The sequence below is a fragment of the Novosphingobium guangzhouense genome (assembly GCF_002896965.1).
Classification (GTDB): domain Bacteria; phylum Pseudomonadota; class Alphaproteobacteria; order Sphingomonadales; family Sphingomonadaceae; genus Novosphingobium; species Novosphingobium guangzhouense.
In genome coordinates this window covers 1-17,909 of record NZ_LYMM01000053.1, presented here as the reverse complement: position 1 = coordinate 17,909, position 17,909 = coordinate 1, and the positions used below count along the sequence as shown (strand labels likewise).

At 64.8% G+C, this 17,909-nt stretch carries 12 protein-coding genes; 2 read left to right on the top strand and 10 right to left on the bottom strand.

Annotated elements, in window-relative coordinates:
• The first annotated feature begins 342 nt into the window (after positions 1-342).
• On the top strand, positions 343-2,709 hold the full coding sequence (locus A8V01_RS19275) for a TonB-dependent receptor domain-containing protein (RefSeq protein ID WP_103097955.1): 2,367 nt from the start codon (positions 343-345) through the stop codon (positions 2,707-2,709).
• Positions 2,710-2,956: 247 nt separating this feature from the next.
• Here the strand turns inward: A8V01_RS19275 and A8V01_RS19270 are convergent, their stop codons facing one another.
• The 4 genes from A8V01_RS19270 to A8V01_RS19255 all read right to left on the bottom strand — a co-directional run bounded on the left by A8V01_RS19270 (position 2,957) and on the right by A8V01_RS19255 (position 8,742).
• Positions 2,957-4,159: an SGNH/GDSL hydrolase family protein gene (locus A8V01_RS19270; RefSeq protein WP_103097954.1), complete on the bottom strand. Its 1,203-nt coding sequence runs from the start codon at positions 4,157-4,159 to the stop codon at positions 2,957-2,959.
• Between the two features lie 14 nt (positions 4,160-4,173).
• Positions 4,174-7,089 (bottom strand): TonB-dependent receptor, encoded by a 2,916-nt coding sequence (locus tag A8V01_RS19265; RefSeq protein ID WP_103097953.1) that lies wholly within the window; start codon positions 7,087-7,089, stop codon positions 4,174-4,176.
• A gap of 86 nt (positions 7,090-7,175) precedes the next feature.
• Complete coding sequence (locus tag A8V01_RS19260) at positions 7,176-8,168, bottom strand: FecR family protein (protein WP_170066000.1); 993 nt, start codon at positions 8,166-8,168, stop codon at positions 7,176-7,178.
• Positions 8,137-8,742, bottom strand: a complete 606-nt coding sequence (locus tag A8V01_RS19255; RefSeq protein ID WP_103097967.1) for an RNA polymerase sigma factor — start codon at positions 8,740-8,742, stop codon at positions 8,137-8,139. The genes A8V01_RS19260 and A8V01_RS19255 overlap by 32 nt, the downstream gene beginning before the upstream one ends.
• A gap of 72 nt (positions 8,743-8,814) precedes the next feature.
• Here A8V01_RS19255 and A8V01_RS28730 point away from each other — a divergent pair, with 72 nt between their 5' ends.
• Complete coding sequence (locus A8V01_RS28730; RefSeq protein WP_170065999.1) at positions 8,815-8,967, top strand: hypothetical protein; 153 nt, start codon at positions 8,815-8,817, stop codon at positions 8,965-8,967.
• Positions 8,968-9,055: 88 nt separating this feature from the next.
• Here A8V01_RS28730 and A8V01_RS19250 read toward each other — a convergent pair whose 3' ends face one another.
• The 6 genes from A8V01_RS19250 to A8V01_RS19220 form a co-directional block, all read right to left on the bottom strand.
• On the bottom strand, positions 9,056-11,140 hold the full coding sequence (locus A8V01_RS19250; RefSeq protein WP_103097951.1) for a TonB-dependent siderophore receptor: 2,085 nt from the start codon (positions 11,138-11,140) through the stop codon (positions 9,056-9,058).
• A 256-nt stretch (positions 11,141-11,396) separates the two neighbouring features.
• Positions 11,397-12,455, bottom strand: coding sequence for a PepSY-associated TM helix domain-containing protein (locus tag A8V01_RS19240; RefSeq protein WP_103097950.1), 1,059 nt, complete (start codon positions 12,453-12,455; stop codon positions 11,397-11,399).
• Positions 12,455-14,905, bottom strand: coding sequence for a TonB-dependent receptor (locus tag A8V01_RS19235; RefSeq protein WP_146037325.1), 2,451 nt, complete (start codon positions 14,903-14,905; stop codon positions 12,455-12,457). The genes A8V01_RS19240 and A8V01_RS19235 overlap by 1 nt, the downstream gene beginning before the upstream one ends.
• Positions 14,906-14,982: 77 nt before the next feature.
• Positions 14,983-16,011, bottom strand: a complete 1,029-nt coding sequence (locus tag A8V01_RS19230; RefSeq protein ID WP_245892729.1) for a FecR family protein — start codon at positions 16,009-16,011, stop codon at positions 14,983-14,985.
• Between the two features lie 18 nt (positions 16,012-16,029).
• Complete coding sequence (locus A8V01_RS19225) at positions 16,030-16,539, bottom strand: sigma-70 family RNA polymerase sigma factor (RefSeq protein ID WP_103097948.1); 510 nt, start codon at positions 16,537-16,539, stop codon at positions 16,030-16,032.
• 128 nt (positions 16,540-16,667) lie between these two features.
• Positions 16,668-17,612: a formylglycine-generating enzyme family protein gene (locus tag A8V01_RS19220; RefSeq protein WP_103097947.1), complete on the bottom strand. Its 945-nt coding sequence runs from the start codon at positions 17,610-17,612 to the stop codon at positions 16,668-16,670.
• Positions 17,613-17,909: the final 297 nt, after the last annotated feature.

The window sequence follows — 17,909 nt, the reverse complement described above, 5'->3', positions numbered from 1 at the left end:
CTTGACCCCGAAGTTCACGCCCATGTCTTTACGCCATCCAGCGCCGTCGCCGCCCGCTGGCGCTTCCCGTTAATGTCGACGCATGTCCGATTCCCTTGATGCCTGACAACAACCTTCGCATTGTTATCAAGTTCGGGTGTGTGAACCTACCCATTCTCGGCGCTTGGATTGCGTGTATGAGCGTGCAGCAATGTAATTCATTGCTATACTATTGCATTTAAAAATAAAATGCGCCCGCGCCGCGACAAAGTATTGCCATTCTGCTTCAAGCCTAGCCAGCATCAAAGCGCCTCAATAAGCGCCCGCAATTGCGACACATTTGCATTAGCAATCGGGGGCGATATGACTTTGAAACTCAAGGCGAGCTTGAACGTGACGGCGGGCGTTCTGGCTCTTATCCTGGCGCACGGCACCACCGTTCACGCCGCTGAAGCCGAGGCAGAAGCGCACGTGGACAGTTCCATCGTCGTCACGGCGGCAGGCTTCGAGCAGAAGATCGTCGATGCTCCGGCGAGTATCAGCGTCGTCACGGCCGAGCAGATCGCTCAGCGCCCATACATGACGCTGATCGACGCGGTGCGCGATCTCGAAGGCGTGGACGTAGGCGAAACCTCCGACAAGACCGGCCAGCGCACGATCAGCATTCGCGGCATGGGGCCGGAATACACGCTGCTGCTGATCAACGGGAAGCGCCAGAACAACCATGGCGACATCTACCCCAACAGCTTTGGCGGCAACCAGTTCAATCACATTCCGCCGCTCGACACGATCGAGCGTATCGAAGTGATCCGTGGCCCTGCCTCCACGCTTTACGGTGCGGATGCGCTGGGCGGCGTGATCAACATCATCACCAAGCCGGTTGCTTCGCGCTGGTCGGGTTCGGCCACCGTCGGTCGCAGCTTCCAGGAAGACGACAGCTTCGGCAACGACGTCACCTTCGACGCCTCGCTGAGCGGTCCGATCATCGGTGACACCTTGGGCATCGCCCTGCGCGGATCGATCTACGAGCGCATGGCGTCCAACCCCGAGTTCGACCCCGTCACCGACCCGGCGGGCGTAGTCCATGTCCGCGCGCTGGGCTTCGGCGGCGGCGGGCGCACGGTGGACAACACCAACTACAGCGTGGGGGGTACGCTGACCTTCCGGCCGACCGACAACCAGACGATCGACTTCGACTACGACATCTCGCGTCAGAAGTACGACAACACGCCCATGGTCGATCCCGATACCGGCACGATCAGCTATCCGCTGGGCACGCTGGACGGCATCGATTCGATCTGGCGCGCGACGCGCGGCGTTGTCCAGCCGCGCGTGGGGTACAAGGAAAAGCAGCGCTTCAACCGCACCAACTGGGCGCTCACCCATCGCGGCGACTGGGGTTTTGCGCAAAGCTTCGTCTCGCTCGCTTACGTGAAGACCGAAAACCTTGGCCGTACTCGTCCGTTCTCGGTGGCCGAGCGCCTGCTGTTGCAGGAAATGTGGGACGGTTCGGGGGAGTATGCGAACCTGTCTGAAGCACAGCGCCGTCAGATCGCCGCCGACACGTTCCTGCCACGCCCGGACCGCGATCTGGAGAGCAACCAGTACACGCTGGACGCCCGCCTCGTCGCGCCGGTGAAGGACTTCTTCGGCGATCACGAATTCGTCGTCGGTGGCCAGTATATCAACGGCGAACTTAAAGACGGCGTCTTCGGCCTCGAAGCGACGACGGGTGGTGTCGCCGCAGTGCAGAAGCAGAAGCAGTGGTCGCTCTTTGCCGAGGACAACTGGTCCCCGATCGATCCGCTGACCGTCACGCTGGGCGTGCGTTACGACGAGCACGCAGTATTCGGAGGCCAGTTCAGCCCGCGGGCCTATGCGGTGTTCAATGTCCTGCCGACCCTTGTGGTCAAAGGCGGCATCAGCACCGGCTTCAAGACGCCCAAGACGACCGATCTCTACGACGGCATTCGCGGGTTCGGTGGGCAGGGGACCAGCCCGATGATTGGCAACCCCGACCTTGAGCCCGAAACCAGCACCAATACCGAACTCGCGGTCTACTGGGATCCGATGCCGGGCACCGGCATCAACGTCACGTACTTCCAGAACGACTTCAAGGACAAGATCTCCAGCACCACGGTGCAGCCCTGTGCGGTCACCAACTTCGTGCGCCCTTGTGCGAACCTTGGCGACTATTGGGAAATCCTTGGCCTCGGCGGTTCGATCAGCCAGCCTGTCAACATCGACAAGGCGCGCATCAAGGGTCTGGAAGTGGCCGGTCGCCTGCGTGTGACCGAGGCGATCAACCTGCGCGCCAACTATACCAACACCGACAGCAAGCAGCAGAGCGGCGCAGATGCCGGCCTGCCGCTTACCAATACGGCCCGTCACATGGCCAATGGCTGGGTAGACTGGCGGATCAGCGATGTGTTCAGCGCGCAGTTGAACGTTGAGCACCGTTCGCGCCGCTACCGCGGGGTGGACACGGTAACCGGTGAGCATCAGTACTTCCGCAGCTACACCGTGTTCAACCTTGGCGGGCAGGCGCGGCTGAACGACAACATCACCATCGCCGCGCGCGTGAACAACCTGCTGAACCAGGACTTCACCAGTTACAGCACCAACTTCATCGACAACGGTGACGGCACATACGAGCCGAGCTTCGTTGACGATTACAACAACAAGGACAAGGCGCGCGCCTATTGGGTCAGCCTGAACGCCCGGTTCTGACTGCGTAGCCAAGGCGGGTATGCAGAACTTTGGCAGCGTGACGCACAAGTGCGGTGCCAAGGTATGCAGATCCGGCGCGTCGACAGTGCATTAGCCTGGCGCCAACCTTGCGATTGGATAGAGCCCGGCGGCCATCGTGGTCGCCGGGCCTTCGTCGGCAAGGGAAAGGACGGAGCCGGCAGCAACCCGAAGGACAGCGCGAAAGCGGCGGTTCGCCGGCGGTTGCGCATGGCAGAGGCAATGGCCCTCAAGGCGTGCTCCGGAACAGAGAGAGGGGAACGGCACGGCCCATGGCCTCGTACCCGGCGTTGCCGGGATGCAGGTGGTCACCGGAATCGTAGGCGCGCAGGACCATCGGCGGGTTCGAGGTATCGCGCAGGGCAGCATCGAAATCGATCACCGCGTCGAATTCGCCGCTGGTGCGGATCCATGCGTTAGTGGCCTGTCGCAGTTCTTCCATGTCGCGGGTGAAGGCTTTCCAGCCGAAGCCGGGGCTGATCGTGCCGCCATAGATGCGCATGCCCCTTGCGTGGGCGGCGGCGATCAGCTTGCGATAGCCGGCAATCAGGTCTGCGGCGCCGATCGGAGACTCGCCGGGCAGGGTGGCGCGCCAGATGTCGTTCACGCCTTCCATCACGATCAGGTGCGAGGCGCCGGGCACCGATGCGACGTCGCGCGCGAAGCGATCGACGGCCGCCGTCCCGCGCCCGTCGCGCAGCAGGCGGTTGCCGCTGATGCCCATGTTGACGACGCCGCAGTTATCGCGCTTGTCCTGATCGACCAGCCGCCGCGCCAGCACGCCCGGCCATCCGCGCCAGTCCGCCCGTGTGCCGCGCGCCCCTTCGGTGATCGAATCTCCCAATGTCACGATGGTGCAGGACGCGGCGGGATTGTGCACGGCCACCTGGGTGACGAGCGGCCGCAGCTTCGCCGCCTGCAGCGCTTCTCCCCGCGCATCGACCGATCCGGGAGCGAAGGCTGCGGGAAAGCCCGCGTTTCCGGCGACTGTGGTGCTGGGGGCGGAGGTCACGATCTCCACGATCACGTCCTCGCCGGAGCGGACCGGCAGGGCGATCGGCAGGGTCTGGGCGATCTGGCCGCCTTTAAGCGCAGCGGCGGCGGCGATTGCGGCTGGTGTACGGCTGGCTTCGTCAAGCGCGAACCCGTCCTTGCCGACCGCGCGCGCAACGGAAATCGCGGCTATGGCGAGCGGACTTGCTCCCTCGGGGTTGGTCAGCGTCAGGCGCAGCGCGTCGCCGGACTGGCTGACGCGGATGCGGTAGCGGTAAGCGCCCGCCGGGTTCTCACCCTTTACGCTCTTCGTCGCGGGCGAGGTGGCATAGCCCCAGGCTCCGGCCCATTCCGACCGGCCCCATTCCGAGCGGGCAGAGGCTCCTGTCGGAAGGGCAAGGGCTGCGGCGAGCCACGCGATGGCCGTCATGCGCTTCATCGTTGGCCTCCCGCTCAGAACTTGAACCGCAGGGCGGCGGAGTAGACGCGCCCCTCGAAATAGACGCGGTCCGTATTGGCCTTGGACCCCCAGTAAGCGCGTTGCGGACGGTTGAGCAGGTTGGTCCCGTCCACCGTCAGCGAGAGATTGCGTCCGAAGTTGTACGTGGCCGACGCCGCCAGCCGCGAGATCGGATACCAGTTCAGGTTCTTGCTCGGGTCGGTGAGGTTGTAGCTGAGCGTGAAATCGCTGCGCCACGACCAGGCGACCTTGGCGCGAAAGCGTCCGTCGTCATAGAACAGGCTGGCGTTGTAGCTGTGCTTTGAAATCCCGGCCGTCTGGCCCTTGAAGGCTGCCGTGGCCTCGGTTTCGGGCAGGTTCTGTTCGGATTCGATGTACGTGTAGTTCGCCGAGGCGCCGAAATGGCGCAACATGCCGGGGGCGAAGTCGAAGAAGGTGTTGGCGCCCACCTCGATGCCCTTGATGTAGCCATCGCCGGCATTGACGTACTTGGTGACGTCCACCGTGCCCAGAGACTGGGGGATGGTGTCGTCCTTTACCGTCGTCTTGACGATGTACCCGTTCACGTCGCGATAGAACCCGGCCAGCGACAGCGACCCGGTGCGGCCGAAGTAGTATTCGAGCGAAAGATCCCAGTTGGTCGATCGCACCGGCTTCAGGTCGGGATTTCCCGCAGTCGCGATGCCGGTGTAGCCGCCTGCCGCGGTCTGCACCTGCACCAGCGCCACGGTCGGGTTGAGGTTCGAGAAATCGGGGCGGCTGAAAGTCTTCGTCCACGCGGCGCGCAGTTGCAGGTCGGGCGTGAAATGCACGATCGCGCTGATCGCGGGATCGACGTCCACATAGTTCTGCCGGGCGTGGATCGGCTCGAAGCGCGTGACCAGACCGCCTGAGGTGGGCGTAATTTCCTTGATGCTCTGGGTGCCGTCGATGGACAGCCAGGTGTTGACCACGCGCACGCCCGCCACCCCGTCGATGGGCATCCCGGCCAGTTCGAAGTCGTACTTCACCTGAGCATAGGCGGCGAAGCTTTGCTCCTTGCCGTCGAACGCGGTGAGCGGGTCATAGGCCGGGCGGCCGTTGTCCGTGAAGTAGCCGGGTTTCAGGGTGCTGATGTAGTCGTTCAGCGCGATGACATTGGCTTCGCTGTTCAGGTAGCTTGCGTCATATCCCACCCATCCGGACGGCATGGCCGCATCGTCTCCGGCGGGACGCCGCGAGAGCACGGCGGGTGTCGCTCCGCCCGGAAACGCGGACATCGGCAGCTTGAGCGCGTTGAGGTCCACCAGCCCGGTGCCTGACCGGTACTCCGCCGTGCGCCGTGCGTAACGAAAGCCCAGCTTGACCGAGCGGAAGAGCCCATTGCCGGTGTCGAGATCGAGGTCGGTGCGCCACTGCAGGCCCTTGCCCTTTTCACGCTGGCGCGTGTCCGAATAGGCGCGCACATGGAACTGGTCGATGTCGCTCAGGTCGGCGGTGGGGTAGGAATAGGAAAGGCCGCCCCACTTGCTGTCGCTCTGAAAGGTGGCATCGATCGTCGGCGCCTGATTGAAGCCGAGCAGGAACAGCTGCTGGTCGGTTTCGATACGCGACGTGGTGTAGACCGCGCTGGTCGTCAGTGTGGCGATGCCGGATTTGAAGTCGGCGCCGAACTCCACTTGCGTCGTGTCCAGCAACTGGCGCGTGTGGTTGGAGCGCGGCCCGGAATTGGCGGTTGCGGTGAAGCTGGCGCTCTTGACGATATTGGTGCCCTCGACCAGTTCCACGTTGCTGAGGACGGTGTTGGCGGCGATGTTGGTCTGGAAATCGGTGTCGGTGTACGTATTGTCGTCCGTGACGTTGGTGGCGCGCAGATAGACACCGAAGTTGTAGGCCGGGCGCCACTGGACTTCGCCGGTCAGGACCGGGCGCTCGTAATGTCCCTTGGGATTCTTGGCGAGGATGCCGGTCGGCAGGCTGTATCCGGCAGCGGTCGTCTGCGGGGCAAGGCTCTCACGGTAGGATTCGTAGTAATCGCGCCGGGTGTAGCTGGCGTTGACCATCACGCCGATTTCGCCCGCGCCGGTATCCCAGTTGCCCGCGACCAGCACGTCGCCGTTGTACATCAGCTTGTCGGCCTGATCGTCGTAGCTGCCGCGCACGGTGCCCGCGACGCTGATGCCTTTCTTGAAATCGAGCGGCTGGCGCAGCTGCACGTCGACGGCGCCGCCGATGCCGCCTTCGATGAGGTCGGGGGTGAGCGCCTTGTAGACCTCGATCGAACGGATCAGCCCGGCCGGGTAACTGTTGAGCAGCGTGCGGCGCGAAGAGCCGGTATAGGCTTCCTGGCCGTTGATCATCGTCACCACGCTGGAGATGCCGCGAATGGTGATCGCCTGCCCTTCTCCCCGATTGCGGAAGACCTGCACGCCGGGAAGGCGGGCGAGCGCTTCGGTTGCGCTGTTGTCGGGAAGCTGGCCGATGTCCTCGGCGGCGACGGCGTCGACGATCGCGTCGGACTTGCGCTTGATGTCGCGCGCGGTGCTCAGGCTGGCGCGAAAGCCGGTGACGATGATGTCATCCGCAGCGGCGGCATCGCTCGGCACCGGCGGGCGTGCGGCGCTCAGTGTTACGCGGCGCAGCACGATGCGGGCGCCGTCGTCAGCGGCGATTTCCAGCCCGGTTCCGCCGATCAGCAGGCGCAGTGCGGCGCGGGCATCCATGCGGCCCTTGACCGGCCGGCTGCGCAGGGCTTCCAGACCTTCGCCCGGTGCCACGATCTGCACTTGCGCCTGTCGTCCGAGTGCGGCGATGGCGCTCGCCACCGGCTGGGCGGGAATGTCGAACTGACGCTCCTGCGCCAGCGCGGGCGTGGCAATGGCGCAGGCGATGACGGCCATGCCGCAGCCGGAAAGAAGTCTCGAATGCATGAGTAACGATCCCCACCAGCGGCGCGTCTGCCGCTTTCGGGGGCTAGATGCGAGGCGCGCGACGATCCTCCACCACCGCTGCGATTTTATTTTCGCGACAGGACCACGGCGTCGTCGCTGGTCGTCACCTTGAGCCCGTGCGCCAGCGCGGCAGCCTGCGCGAAACCCGCCGGATCGCTGGTGGAGAACACGCCTGCGACCTTGAGGTCGCCTACCTGCGGATCATCGATCACGATCCGGCGATCCGAATAACGCGCATACTGCCTTGCCGCATCGGCAAGGGTGAGGCCGGTAAGGTCCATCTCGCCCCGCTGCCACAGGCCGAGCCGATCGACTTCGCCGGTCGAAAGCTGCTCGCGCACGATGCTGCCTCGGGCGGGCACGTCGATGCGATCGCCGGCCGCGAGCAGCGCGGGCTCGGCTCCCTGCGCCTGCACTTCCACGCGCCCTTCGCGCACGATCACCGCCACGTCTCCGAGGTTCGAGAGGTGGACGAGGAAACTGGTGCCCACAACACGAATGCGTACCGCGCCCGCCTCCACGATGAAGGGCCGCGCGGGGTCCCTGGCGACATCGAAGTTGGCCTCTCCGGCCAACATGCTGATGCGCCTTTCAAGCGGCTGCATTGCCACCGACACTTCGGTCCCGGCATTGAGCGTCACCGCCGAGCCGTCCTGTAGCGCGGTCCGGCGCACGGTGCCCTTGTCGGCGCTGAGCGTCATGCTGCCGGTCAGACGGTTCAAACCCACGGCCGCGAGCAGCGAGGCGGCAAGGGCCCCCGCCGCGCCGCCCAGCCAGAGTCTGCGGCTGACGGTACGCCGGGAAGGAGCCTCGACGATCTGCGTCGCTGGAAAGTCCTGTGCGTCGGGTATCTCGCGTGCCACGCCCAGCGCCACGGCGCGGTCGAAATAGGCGTTGGCGGCCATCGCCCGCGCAAAGGCGCCCGCATGGCGCGGATCGGCGGCGATCCAGGCGTCGAGTTCGGCTTCTTCCTCGGGGCTCAGCGTATCGGCATCGGCGCGCAGCGCCCACTGCGCGGCGCGTTCGTCAAGCGCGCTCACGCTGCGGGGATCGCTCACGGGTGTCGTTGTCGGTTTGCTGGTCACGCGGGCTAGATGACGCATCGCGGACATTTCCGCCACGTCCGATTGCATTCGTCAGGATCGCCATCGCCTTGACCATGTGCTTTTCGACCGTGCTTTCGGCGATTCCTAGCGACTGCGCCACCTGCCGCTGGCTCAGGCCCTGAATCTTGCGCAAGGTGAAGACCTCGCGGCAGCGCTCGGGCAGGGCGGCGATCGCGGCGGAGACTTGCGAAAGTTCCTGCCGGTCCGCCACCACCCGCTCCGGCGTCGGCGCGTCCTCCGGGATGTCGAGGACCTGCGCGTTCGCCTGAACGTCGATCGTCACGATCCTGGCCCGTCGAAGCGACTGCAGCACGACCGACTTGGCCACTTCGAACATGTAGGTGCGCGCATTGCGGATGTGATCGACCCGCTCGATGGAGGCAAGGATCGCGTAAGTTTCCTGGACCACGTCGTCCACTTCGAGCCCGGCGGACGCGGCGCGCGCCGACAGCCACTGCCGCAAGGCAGCTTCGTGCGGGAAGACGTTGCGCCCCAGCCAGACAGCGCGTTCTCGAGAGAAGGACATCGGAGCACCGACTATCGAGTCTCGATGACAGTTCCGATACAGCCATGACGATCTGCAAAAGGTGTTCGCTGCATGGAGGATACCCGTCCCCGTCAGCATCCAGCCGGCGACCTTCGCGGCGGCGGCGATGCCTGCCTGCCGCGACTGGCGATGACGGTTTCCGGAACGGCGGTAGCCGATCTCGGTCTGCCCAAGATGGACGGACTGGCGGTGCTGCAATCGTGACAGGCGCGCGCTTGCAATGCCCGCCACGGATGAACGGGAATCCGCCATCGTGCGCTGCAAATGCGCACGATGGCGATAGGGGCGAAGATCAGAAGCGGTAGCCGACTGAGGCCATCACGTTGCGCGGAGCCGCCACGAAGCAGTCACCGCGTGCAAGGCAGGAGGCGTACTGGATTTCGTTGAGCAGGTTCGTTGCGTTGACCGAGAAGCGCCAGTTCTCCCACGTCACTTCGGCCAGAGCATCGACATTCGTGCGCGAGGGCGTGACGATGGACCAGACTGTGCTGGTCGAGCGGCTCTTGCCGTTATAGGTCACGCCCGCACCGAGGCGCAGCTGCGCGTCGTCCCCGATGCCGAAGGTCTTCGTCGTCCACGCCGAAGCGACATGGCGCGGCATGTAATCGAGGTTGGTGTCGGTTTCCGACTTCAGCTTGTTGTAGCCGTAGTTGAGCAGCAGCTGGAAGTTGCCCGGCAGCGTGTGGCTCGCCTCGACTTCGATACCCTTGGTGTTCAGCACACCCGACTGCGTGGTCGCATTGCCCGTAAGGTACAGAACGCGGTTCTGCTCCTTGATCTTGAAGGCGGTGACGGTAACCAGCGTCTGCGGCTGGGGCTGCCACTTGACGCCCGCTTCGTACTGGGTGCCGGTCAGCGGCTTGTAGGGATCGCCGATGGAGCCGCCGACGTTCTGGATCGAACCGGCCTGCGGCAGGAAGCTCTCGGTATAGCTGAAGAACGGCGAGAAGCCCGCGCCCAGTTCACCGATGATGCCCGCACGGAACGTGGTGGCATTGTCCTTGGCGCCCGACGATGACGTCACGCGGTCACGGCGACCGCCCAGGACGATCGAGACGCGATCGAACGCGCGGATCTGGTCCTGCACGTAGATACCGAGCTGCTTCTGCGATTCATTGGTGAACGGGCCGGTGGGATCGTAGGTCTGCAGCGCATCGTAATCGATGTCGTAGAGGTCGACGATTTCCGTGCCGCCGGCGTAGCGCTTGCCGACCTTGTTCCAGCTGTAGTCGATGCCGACCAGCACGGTATGCTCGATGTTGGCGCCGGTGTTGAACTTGAACTGCACGTTGTTGTCGGTCGAGAAGACGTTCATCCGTGCGTCGCTGGCATCGGCAGTCAGGCCGATGGTGCGTCCGTCCGTACCGTAGTACGAATAGGGATCGGTCGGACGGGAATAGCTGTCGGCGTAGTGCGTGTTGTACTCAAGATCGCTGTCGATGTAGCGCGCCTTGAAACTGACGCGGACTTTGTCCGAGAAGTCATGGGTGATGGCGGCACCGCCCTGCAGCGAACGACCGGCATAGCGATCCCAGCCGGCCTTGCCCACGAAGGTGTAGGGATCAAGCTTGCCGTCCGGATTGCCCGGATTGGGGCGGAACGTGCCGACGATCGGCAGGAACTGCGAGGTCGAGCCGGTGTCGTCCTCCTGATAGAGCCCGGTCAGCACGACGTTGGTGTCGGGCGTGGGCTGCCAGCGGATCGAGGGCGCGAACATCACGCGGTCGTCCGGCACGTGATCGACGTAAGTGTCGGCGTCACGGACGCGGGCGACGGCGCGGATCGCCAGGTTGTCGGCCAGCGCGACATTGACGTCGCCCATCGCTTCCTTGCGATCATAGCTGCCGTAGACGACGTTGAATTCGCCGCGGGTCTGGAAATCCGGGGTCTTGGAAACGAGGTTGACGATACCGCCGATCGAGCCCTGACCGAACAGCACCGAGGCCGGGCCGCGCACGATTTCGACACGCTCGAAGTTGTAGGGGTCCGAAGTGATGCTGGCGTAATACGAGAACACATCGCGCATGCCGTCGCGGAACTGCAGGGCGTTGATGCCGCGAACGCGGAAGCCGTCGACGCGGGTGTCGCGGCCATAGGCATTGGCCAGCACGCCTGCGGCATACTTCACGGTATCGCTGATGCTGATCGCACCTTGCGAGAGATACTGTTCAGAGGTGATGACAGTGAGCGGCTGGGGTACTTCGATCAGCGGAGTTTCGGTTTTGGTGCCCGAAATGCCGCCCGTAACGATGATTTCGTCAGCGTTCGAAGCGGTGTCCGCAGTTTCGGCCGCCGGTTCTTCTGCATGGGCGGCAGCCGATACCGTCATGGCGAATACTGCAGCACTGCACAGCGCGATCGAACGAACGGAAAACATACAGACCCTTTTGAGATTGAATATCAACACGGGCGCCGTTTACCGCTATTGCGAATTACTGGCAATATCCGCCCATTAATCTCGAATTGTTGTGCCATTTAGGCAACACCCAAGCGGGCCGGGCCTGCTCACCAATGCCCGCTGCGCCGCCGCGATCCATCTCTACGAAAAACTGGGATTCCGCCACGATGAAGAGATTATGGCGCATTATGGTGCGCGATACGCGCAGCTGGTTCGTGGAACTGCGGCGCAGGGTCTAGGCTGGCCGTCTGCCGGGTTTGCGCCTGAACCAGAAGGTCCAGACCGTCAGTGAACCCAGCAGCGCAAGGGCAAGGCCGGAAATGGTCATCACCAGCCGATAGGGCAGCCCGCCGACCTTGCCCGCGTGCAGCGGATACAGCATCGAATAGAGCCTGACCTGAAGCGGCGCGGCGACGGGATCGCGCGCTTCGATGAGATGGCCGTCGTTCGCCGCGAACCATAGCGTGGACCGGCCGTTGGGCAGCCATTCCCAGGGCTGCTTCATCCGCAGCACGATCGGCCCACCGGCCTTGCGGGGCAGCGACAGGCTTCGAAAGTCGGCGTCGGGGAAGCGCTGGCGGGCCTTGCGGATCATCGCGCCCCAGTCGAGATCTTCGCTCAGCGCTGCGGCAGGGGCAGTCGGCGGCGTGGCGGCGGAGACGATCGCAGCGGTCGCACCCGGTCCCAGCAGGAGGGACGACAGCGGGCGGAAGACCAGCACGCTTCCCGTAACGAACGACAACAACAGCAGCGGAGCGATGATGACGCCAAGATCGCGGTGATGGCGCACAATCGCCGGACGGCTCATGCGTTTTGGTAGCAGGCGCAGTTCGAAAGTGCGCCGCGTGCGCCACCACAGCACCGTGCCGGTCACCACGAAGGCCAGCCCCGCCAGCCCCGCGACGCCAACGATGATTTCGCCCGTGTCGCCGGAGAACAGGTGCATGTGAAAGTCCGCCAGCCACAGTTCGGGGCGGGACCATTGCGTATTCCATCGCACCAGCATTTCGCCGGCCTGGGTCGTGTAGGCGCCGCCATGGTCGAAGGCCACGCGGTTCACGCCGAAACCCGGCGCGGCAAAGGTGATCGCCTTGGCCCGCCCCGCAGGATCGTGCATGATCCGCTCTACCGCCGAGGCCACCTGGGTAGCGTCACGGACAAGGGCGTCGCTCTTGTGCGGCGCGATCGTCCATGCATCCCGGTGCACGAGGATTGCGCCGCTCAGCCCGATCAGCGCCAGCAGCAGCCCAATCAGTCCGCCCGCCCAGCGGTGGGCCAGATCGATCCATCGCATCAGAAGCGATAGTTCCAGCCCAGCGTGACGTTGCGCCCGCGCCCTGCATAGAAGCGCGCGTTATCGGTGGGCCCCTGCGTGTCGGTAAGATAAGTGATGTAATAGACGTCGAACAGGTTCTGGACGCCCAGGCTCAGCTGGCCCACCGGCAGGTCATAGCCCAGATAAGTATCGAACAGGGTGTAGCCGGCGAAGCTGTTGGCACGCGGCTGCCCGTCGAACGTGCGTGACAGATAGATCCGACCCTGCACCCGTGCGGTAAACGGACCGCTGCGATAGTCGGCGGTAAGGTTCACGCGATCGGGAGAGACGTTGCCTCCATCGAGATCGGCATCGAGCCTGCCGTCGCCATCGGTGTCGGTGCGGCCGATGATGTGGCTGTATCCCAGACCCAGCTTAAGGCCCGGCAGCGGCGTCCGGACGTTGACGTTCAGGTCGAGGCCCTGGATATCGACCGGCTGGCGCGCGGTGCTGTAGAAGCCATCGTCGCCGCGAACCAGAACTTCCCCCAGATCGCTGTGCGACCAGTAGTAGCTGACGCTTGCATCAAGCGGGCCGCGCTGGACCTCTACGCCGATTTCCTTGTTGGTGGACACGACCGGGGTAAGGTCGAGGTAATTGTCGATCACCACGCCGGGGGTATTGATGCCCCGCAGGATGCGGCCGACGTCGGCGATCGTGAATCCCTGCGCATAGCTGCCGTAAGCGCGCACGCCCCGGATCGGTTCGACGATGACCCCCGCGTTCCACAAGGCGCGGTCGAACGACGGCTTGCCGCCCGTGACGCTGCGCGACCCGTAGGAGGCCAGCGTCGTGTAGTCCGGAATGTCCAGCTGGACGTTCTCGTAGCGCACGCCGCCCGCCAGCCTCAGGCGATCCTGCAGCAGCGCCCAGTTGAGCTGACCGAATGGAGCAAGACTGCGAAAGTCCGTCTGCGGCACCCATTCCCGGTTGGTCTGGATCAGCGATTGCGCGGTGCGGTCGAACAGCGCGTCGAAGCCCACGGTGCCGGTCAGGCCGGGAATGCCGGGCACCCGGCGTTCGTAGCTGATCTTGCCGCCCAGCTTGCGGGAATCGTTCTGCGACTGATCGAAAAGCGTGCCCGCAGGCGCGATCGAGGCGTCCTGGAACGTGGCCAGCGTGCCGCCGCTGAAGCGGGTGCGCGACTTGTTGTAGAAGCCCAGCAGCGAAAGGGTGCCTCCGGCGAAATCGCTGTCGATGAGGGATGCGGACAGCAGTTCGGCGCGGTTTCCGGCAGCAAGGCCCGGCACGTCCCCGCGCTGGCTGGTTGACGGCAGGTTCTGTTCGCGGTTGCCGCTGATGCCGACATAGTGATTGTTGCTGTCAAGGTTGAAGCGGCTGCCGACCACTTCCAGCCGCACATGGTCCGACAGGTCCGCGCCGACACGGGCAAAGAAGGACAGGGTATCGGTGTCCTGCAATTCGCTGTTGTTGGGATCGATGCCGATCCGCTTGCCGTGACCGTCAAGGTAGACGCCGCGCCGCTCGAACGCTGCGCCGCCGGTGATGTCGATCGCGCCGCCGCGCCAGCTGAGCAGCCCGCCGACCTTTCCTCCGAGCGCCGCGCCCGAAAAATCGTCGGCGCTGTTGCCCTGCAGCAGCACGCGGCCGCCCAGACCGTCCCTGGTCGGCGCGCGCGCGGTCACCTGATTGACCACGCCGCCGGTCGCGCCGATGCCCTGAAGCGCGTTGGAGCCATAGATCACTTCGACGCGATCGATGAAGAACGGATCGATCGTATAGCCGTCGCGCGCGTCGTTGCGGATCGGGGTCGACTGGGGCACGCCGTCGATCGCGTAAAGCGGTGATCGCCCGCGCAGACGCACGCCGGTGACGTTGATCTTCTCCTGCGTCGGCGAAAACGCGGGCAGCAGGGACGACACCGCATCGAGTGTTGAGCCCGAAACGGCGACCTGCTGCGCCAGTTCCTCCTTGCCGATGACGTCGATGGTAAGCGGAAGCGCGGTCACCGGCAGGCTGGTGCGCGTGGCGGTGACCACCAGAACCTCTGCCGCTTCAGGGGCTTCGACCAGCGGTGCGGTCTGGCGGGGGCGGGGAGCGTCCTTGACTGCCCGGCGCGACGAAGAGCCGCGCGGCGATGCCTGTGCGCTCAGGGTGAAGCCGCCCCGGCCGTCGCTTCGCGCAGCAATGCCGCTGCCCGCCAGCAGGCGATCAAGCGCCTGGGCCGGCGTGTAGGCTCCGCGCAGGCCCGCCGTGCGCCGCCCGCGCGTCAGTGCCGGATCGAACACGATCATCACGCCGGTCCTGCGCCCCAGTTGGGTCAGCGCGGCGCCCAGCGATCCGGCAGGAATATCGATCGGCCGTGCGGCCTGCGCCGTCTGCGCTCCGGCCGCCGTCGGCAACGCGCCAAGCCCGGCCGCAACCATGGCAAGAGCCGCCGCGCCATGAATCCCCTTGAACTTCACCACCAGCACAATTCCCGTCCAGACATCATTTCACCCCTCAGGACGGGCGAGCGGAAAAATCGGGAACCGCGACGACGGATTTATTTCGTGCGTCCGACAACAAGCGCGCCATCGTCCGCGCTTGACAGGGCAAGGCCGGTCGATCGCACGATGCCTTCCAGCGCGCGGTCGGTGTCAGACAGCGGGAAGCTGCCCGATACGCGATAGTCCGCCAGCGCGCTGCGATCGAAGCTGACGGGGCGGGCGCGATAGCGGTTGAGTTCGTCCAGCACTTGCGTCACCGGCTCGTCGTCAGCCGCAAGCCAGCCTTCGGACCAGGCAGCGGCCACGTCCGGGTCGACCCGGCCAAGCCGCGTCAGCCGCCCGTTAGCCATCCGGGCCCGATCGCCCGGCAGCAAGTCGGCGCAGCGACCCGCCGCGGGCGGCGCAAGGCACACCCTTACGGCAGATTCGATCACGGTGACGGTGGTGGCATGTTCATCCCGGCGCACGACGAATGCGGTGCCATGCGCGGTTGCGGTGCCATCGCCGGTCTGGACAATGAATGGATGCGGTGCGTTCAGTGCGCCCTTCTCTCTGGCCACACGCGCCAGAACCTGCCCCTGGAACAGGGATACCGTTCGGCTGTCGTCGCTCCTGCGGAAATCAAGCGCGGCGTCGGTATCAAGGGTCAGCCGGCTTCCATCGGTAAGCGTCACCGTCTGCTGTTCCCCGCGCTGCGTCGCATATTCGGGGAAGAAGGCGCGGACCGTCAGCGACTGTGCCGCAAGCCACCCGCCTGCGGCCAGCACGACCAGCCCCAGGGCAAGCCCACCGAACCTGCGGGCCTTGCCGGACCGGGTATCCTGCGATCGCTGCTCCAGCAACGTTTCGATCACTTCGCGTTCCAGGCCATCGGTTCGGCCGAACTGCCGATCGAAGCCGCGCATCCGGTCCATGGCCAGTCGGTGGCGCGGGTCTTCGCGGCACCATGCTTCGCAAGCGTCGTGGTCTGCCTGCGTCGCCTCATCGGTCGCAAGTTGCGCCGCCCATAGCGCCGCCCGCTCGATGATTGCAGGGTCGGACATTGCAGGGTCGGGCATCGCGGGATCGGGGCGTTCCATTGTCATGCGAACGGGGCGCAGCCTTCAGTCGGAATACGCGATCGCATAGCAATGGGCATAAGCCTGCGCCACATAGCGCTTCACCATCCGGTCGGACACCCCAAGCACGGCGGCGGCATCGGCATAGCGCAGCCCGTCGAAGCGGATCATCATGAATGCGCGGCGCACGTTGTCGGGCAGCGCTTCAAGCAGTTTCACGATTGCATCGAGCAGCTGCGCCGCTTCGGCTATGCGTTCGGGGGTCAGTGCGTCGGCGTTGGGCGATCCGGCAGCATGAGCGGCAAGATAGGCACGCTCAACCTCGCGGTGGCGGATATCGTCGATCAGGATGCGGCGGGCCAGTGCCGACAGATAGCTGCGCGGTTCGCGCAAGGGAGCGGAGCCTGGGGTTTCCAGGACACGGCAGAAGGTATCCTGCGCCAGATCGGCGGCGCGGTGGCCGCAGCGCGTATGCCGTTGCAGCCACTTCCTGAGCCAGTCGCCGTGCGATTCATAAAGTGCGCCGACATCGATTGTTAGCGAAACGCCCGGCACCCGACAAAACCCTCTGACACGCGACCCGATCGCCCGCATCAAGGCGCGGGCACCAGGCACTTGTACCGATTGTGCGACTTACTCGCAATAGCGATCGCGCAGGTCGGGTATCGGTGCGGGGCGGGGTATCAGATGTCGCGGGTGACGCACCTGAAGCCGATATGCGAAGTCGAACTGTCGATCATCTCCGGATGGCGGGCGGCAGGGCGATAGCGCTGGCAATAGTTTGCGGCGCACAAGTGAGAGCCCCCTTTCAGCACCTTGCGGCCGATCTTCACGCCGGGGTGCGCGGGATCGAAGCTGTCCCTGAGCCTTGCTCCGCGCGGGTTCCGGATCGTGCAGCAGGATGACTTGGCACCGGCCTTGCCACCGGACTTGACGTCGCCGCCGCGGCGATCGCTCCACCAGTCGCTGGTCCATTCCCAGGTGTTGCCGATCATGTCGAACAGCCCGTACCCGTTCGCGGGATATGTCCTGACCGGCGAGGTGCGTTCCCACCCGTCCAGCATCTGGTTGGCGAAGGGAAACAGCCCCTGCCAGTAGTTGGCCATCATCGCGCCGTCGGGGGCCAGTTCGTCGCCCCAGGCATAGTCTGTGTCTTCAAGCCCGCCCCGCGCGGCGAATTCGAACTCGGCCTCGGTTGGCAGCGCCTTGCCGGCCCAGCCGGCATAAGCCTGAGCATCCGCATAAGCCACCTGGACGACCGGATGGTCCCACAGGTCCAGACTGTCGATGTCGCTGTCGGGCCCAAGCGGATGGCGCCAGTCCGCCCCGAAGTCGAACCGCCACCAGTTGGCCGGGTTGGACGTGTCCACCGGCACGGGGCTCTTGTGGAATACCAGCGAACCGGCGCGGTCCATGCCCGGCAGCAGGTCCGGATAGTCCTTCGGGTCAGGCGCTATCTCGGCAACTGTCGTATGGCCGGTGGCTTCGACGAAGGCCGCGAACTGGCGGTTGGTTACGGGGGTTTCGTCTATCCAGAACCCGTCCACGGATACGCGGTGCGCAGGCGCCTCTTCGGGATAGAACTTGTCCGATCCCATCGTGAAGGTGCCTGCGGGTATCCGGATCATGCCCGCAGTCGATGCCGCTTGCGCTTCCACTGTCACTCGTCCCGCTACCTCGGTCTGCTTGTCGAGCGCCCGGCTCTGTCCCCATGTCCCTGACGAGCGCCCGCAATGTCAACTGCCTAGCCTAGCCCTTGGGTTGGGGCAGCGGCTTTGGCCTGGGCTGGCGGTCGAGGATGGCGTCGAGTTCCTTCACCGCTGCGGGCTTGTCCGAGGCCACATTACGGGTTTCGCCCGGATCGTTGACGAGGTCGTAGAGTTCGTAGACCCGCTCTCCCGTCTCGTCGTGCGTCCAGCGCACCA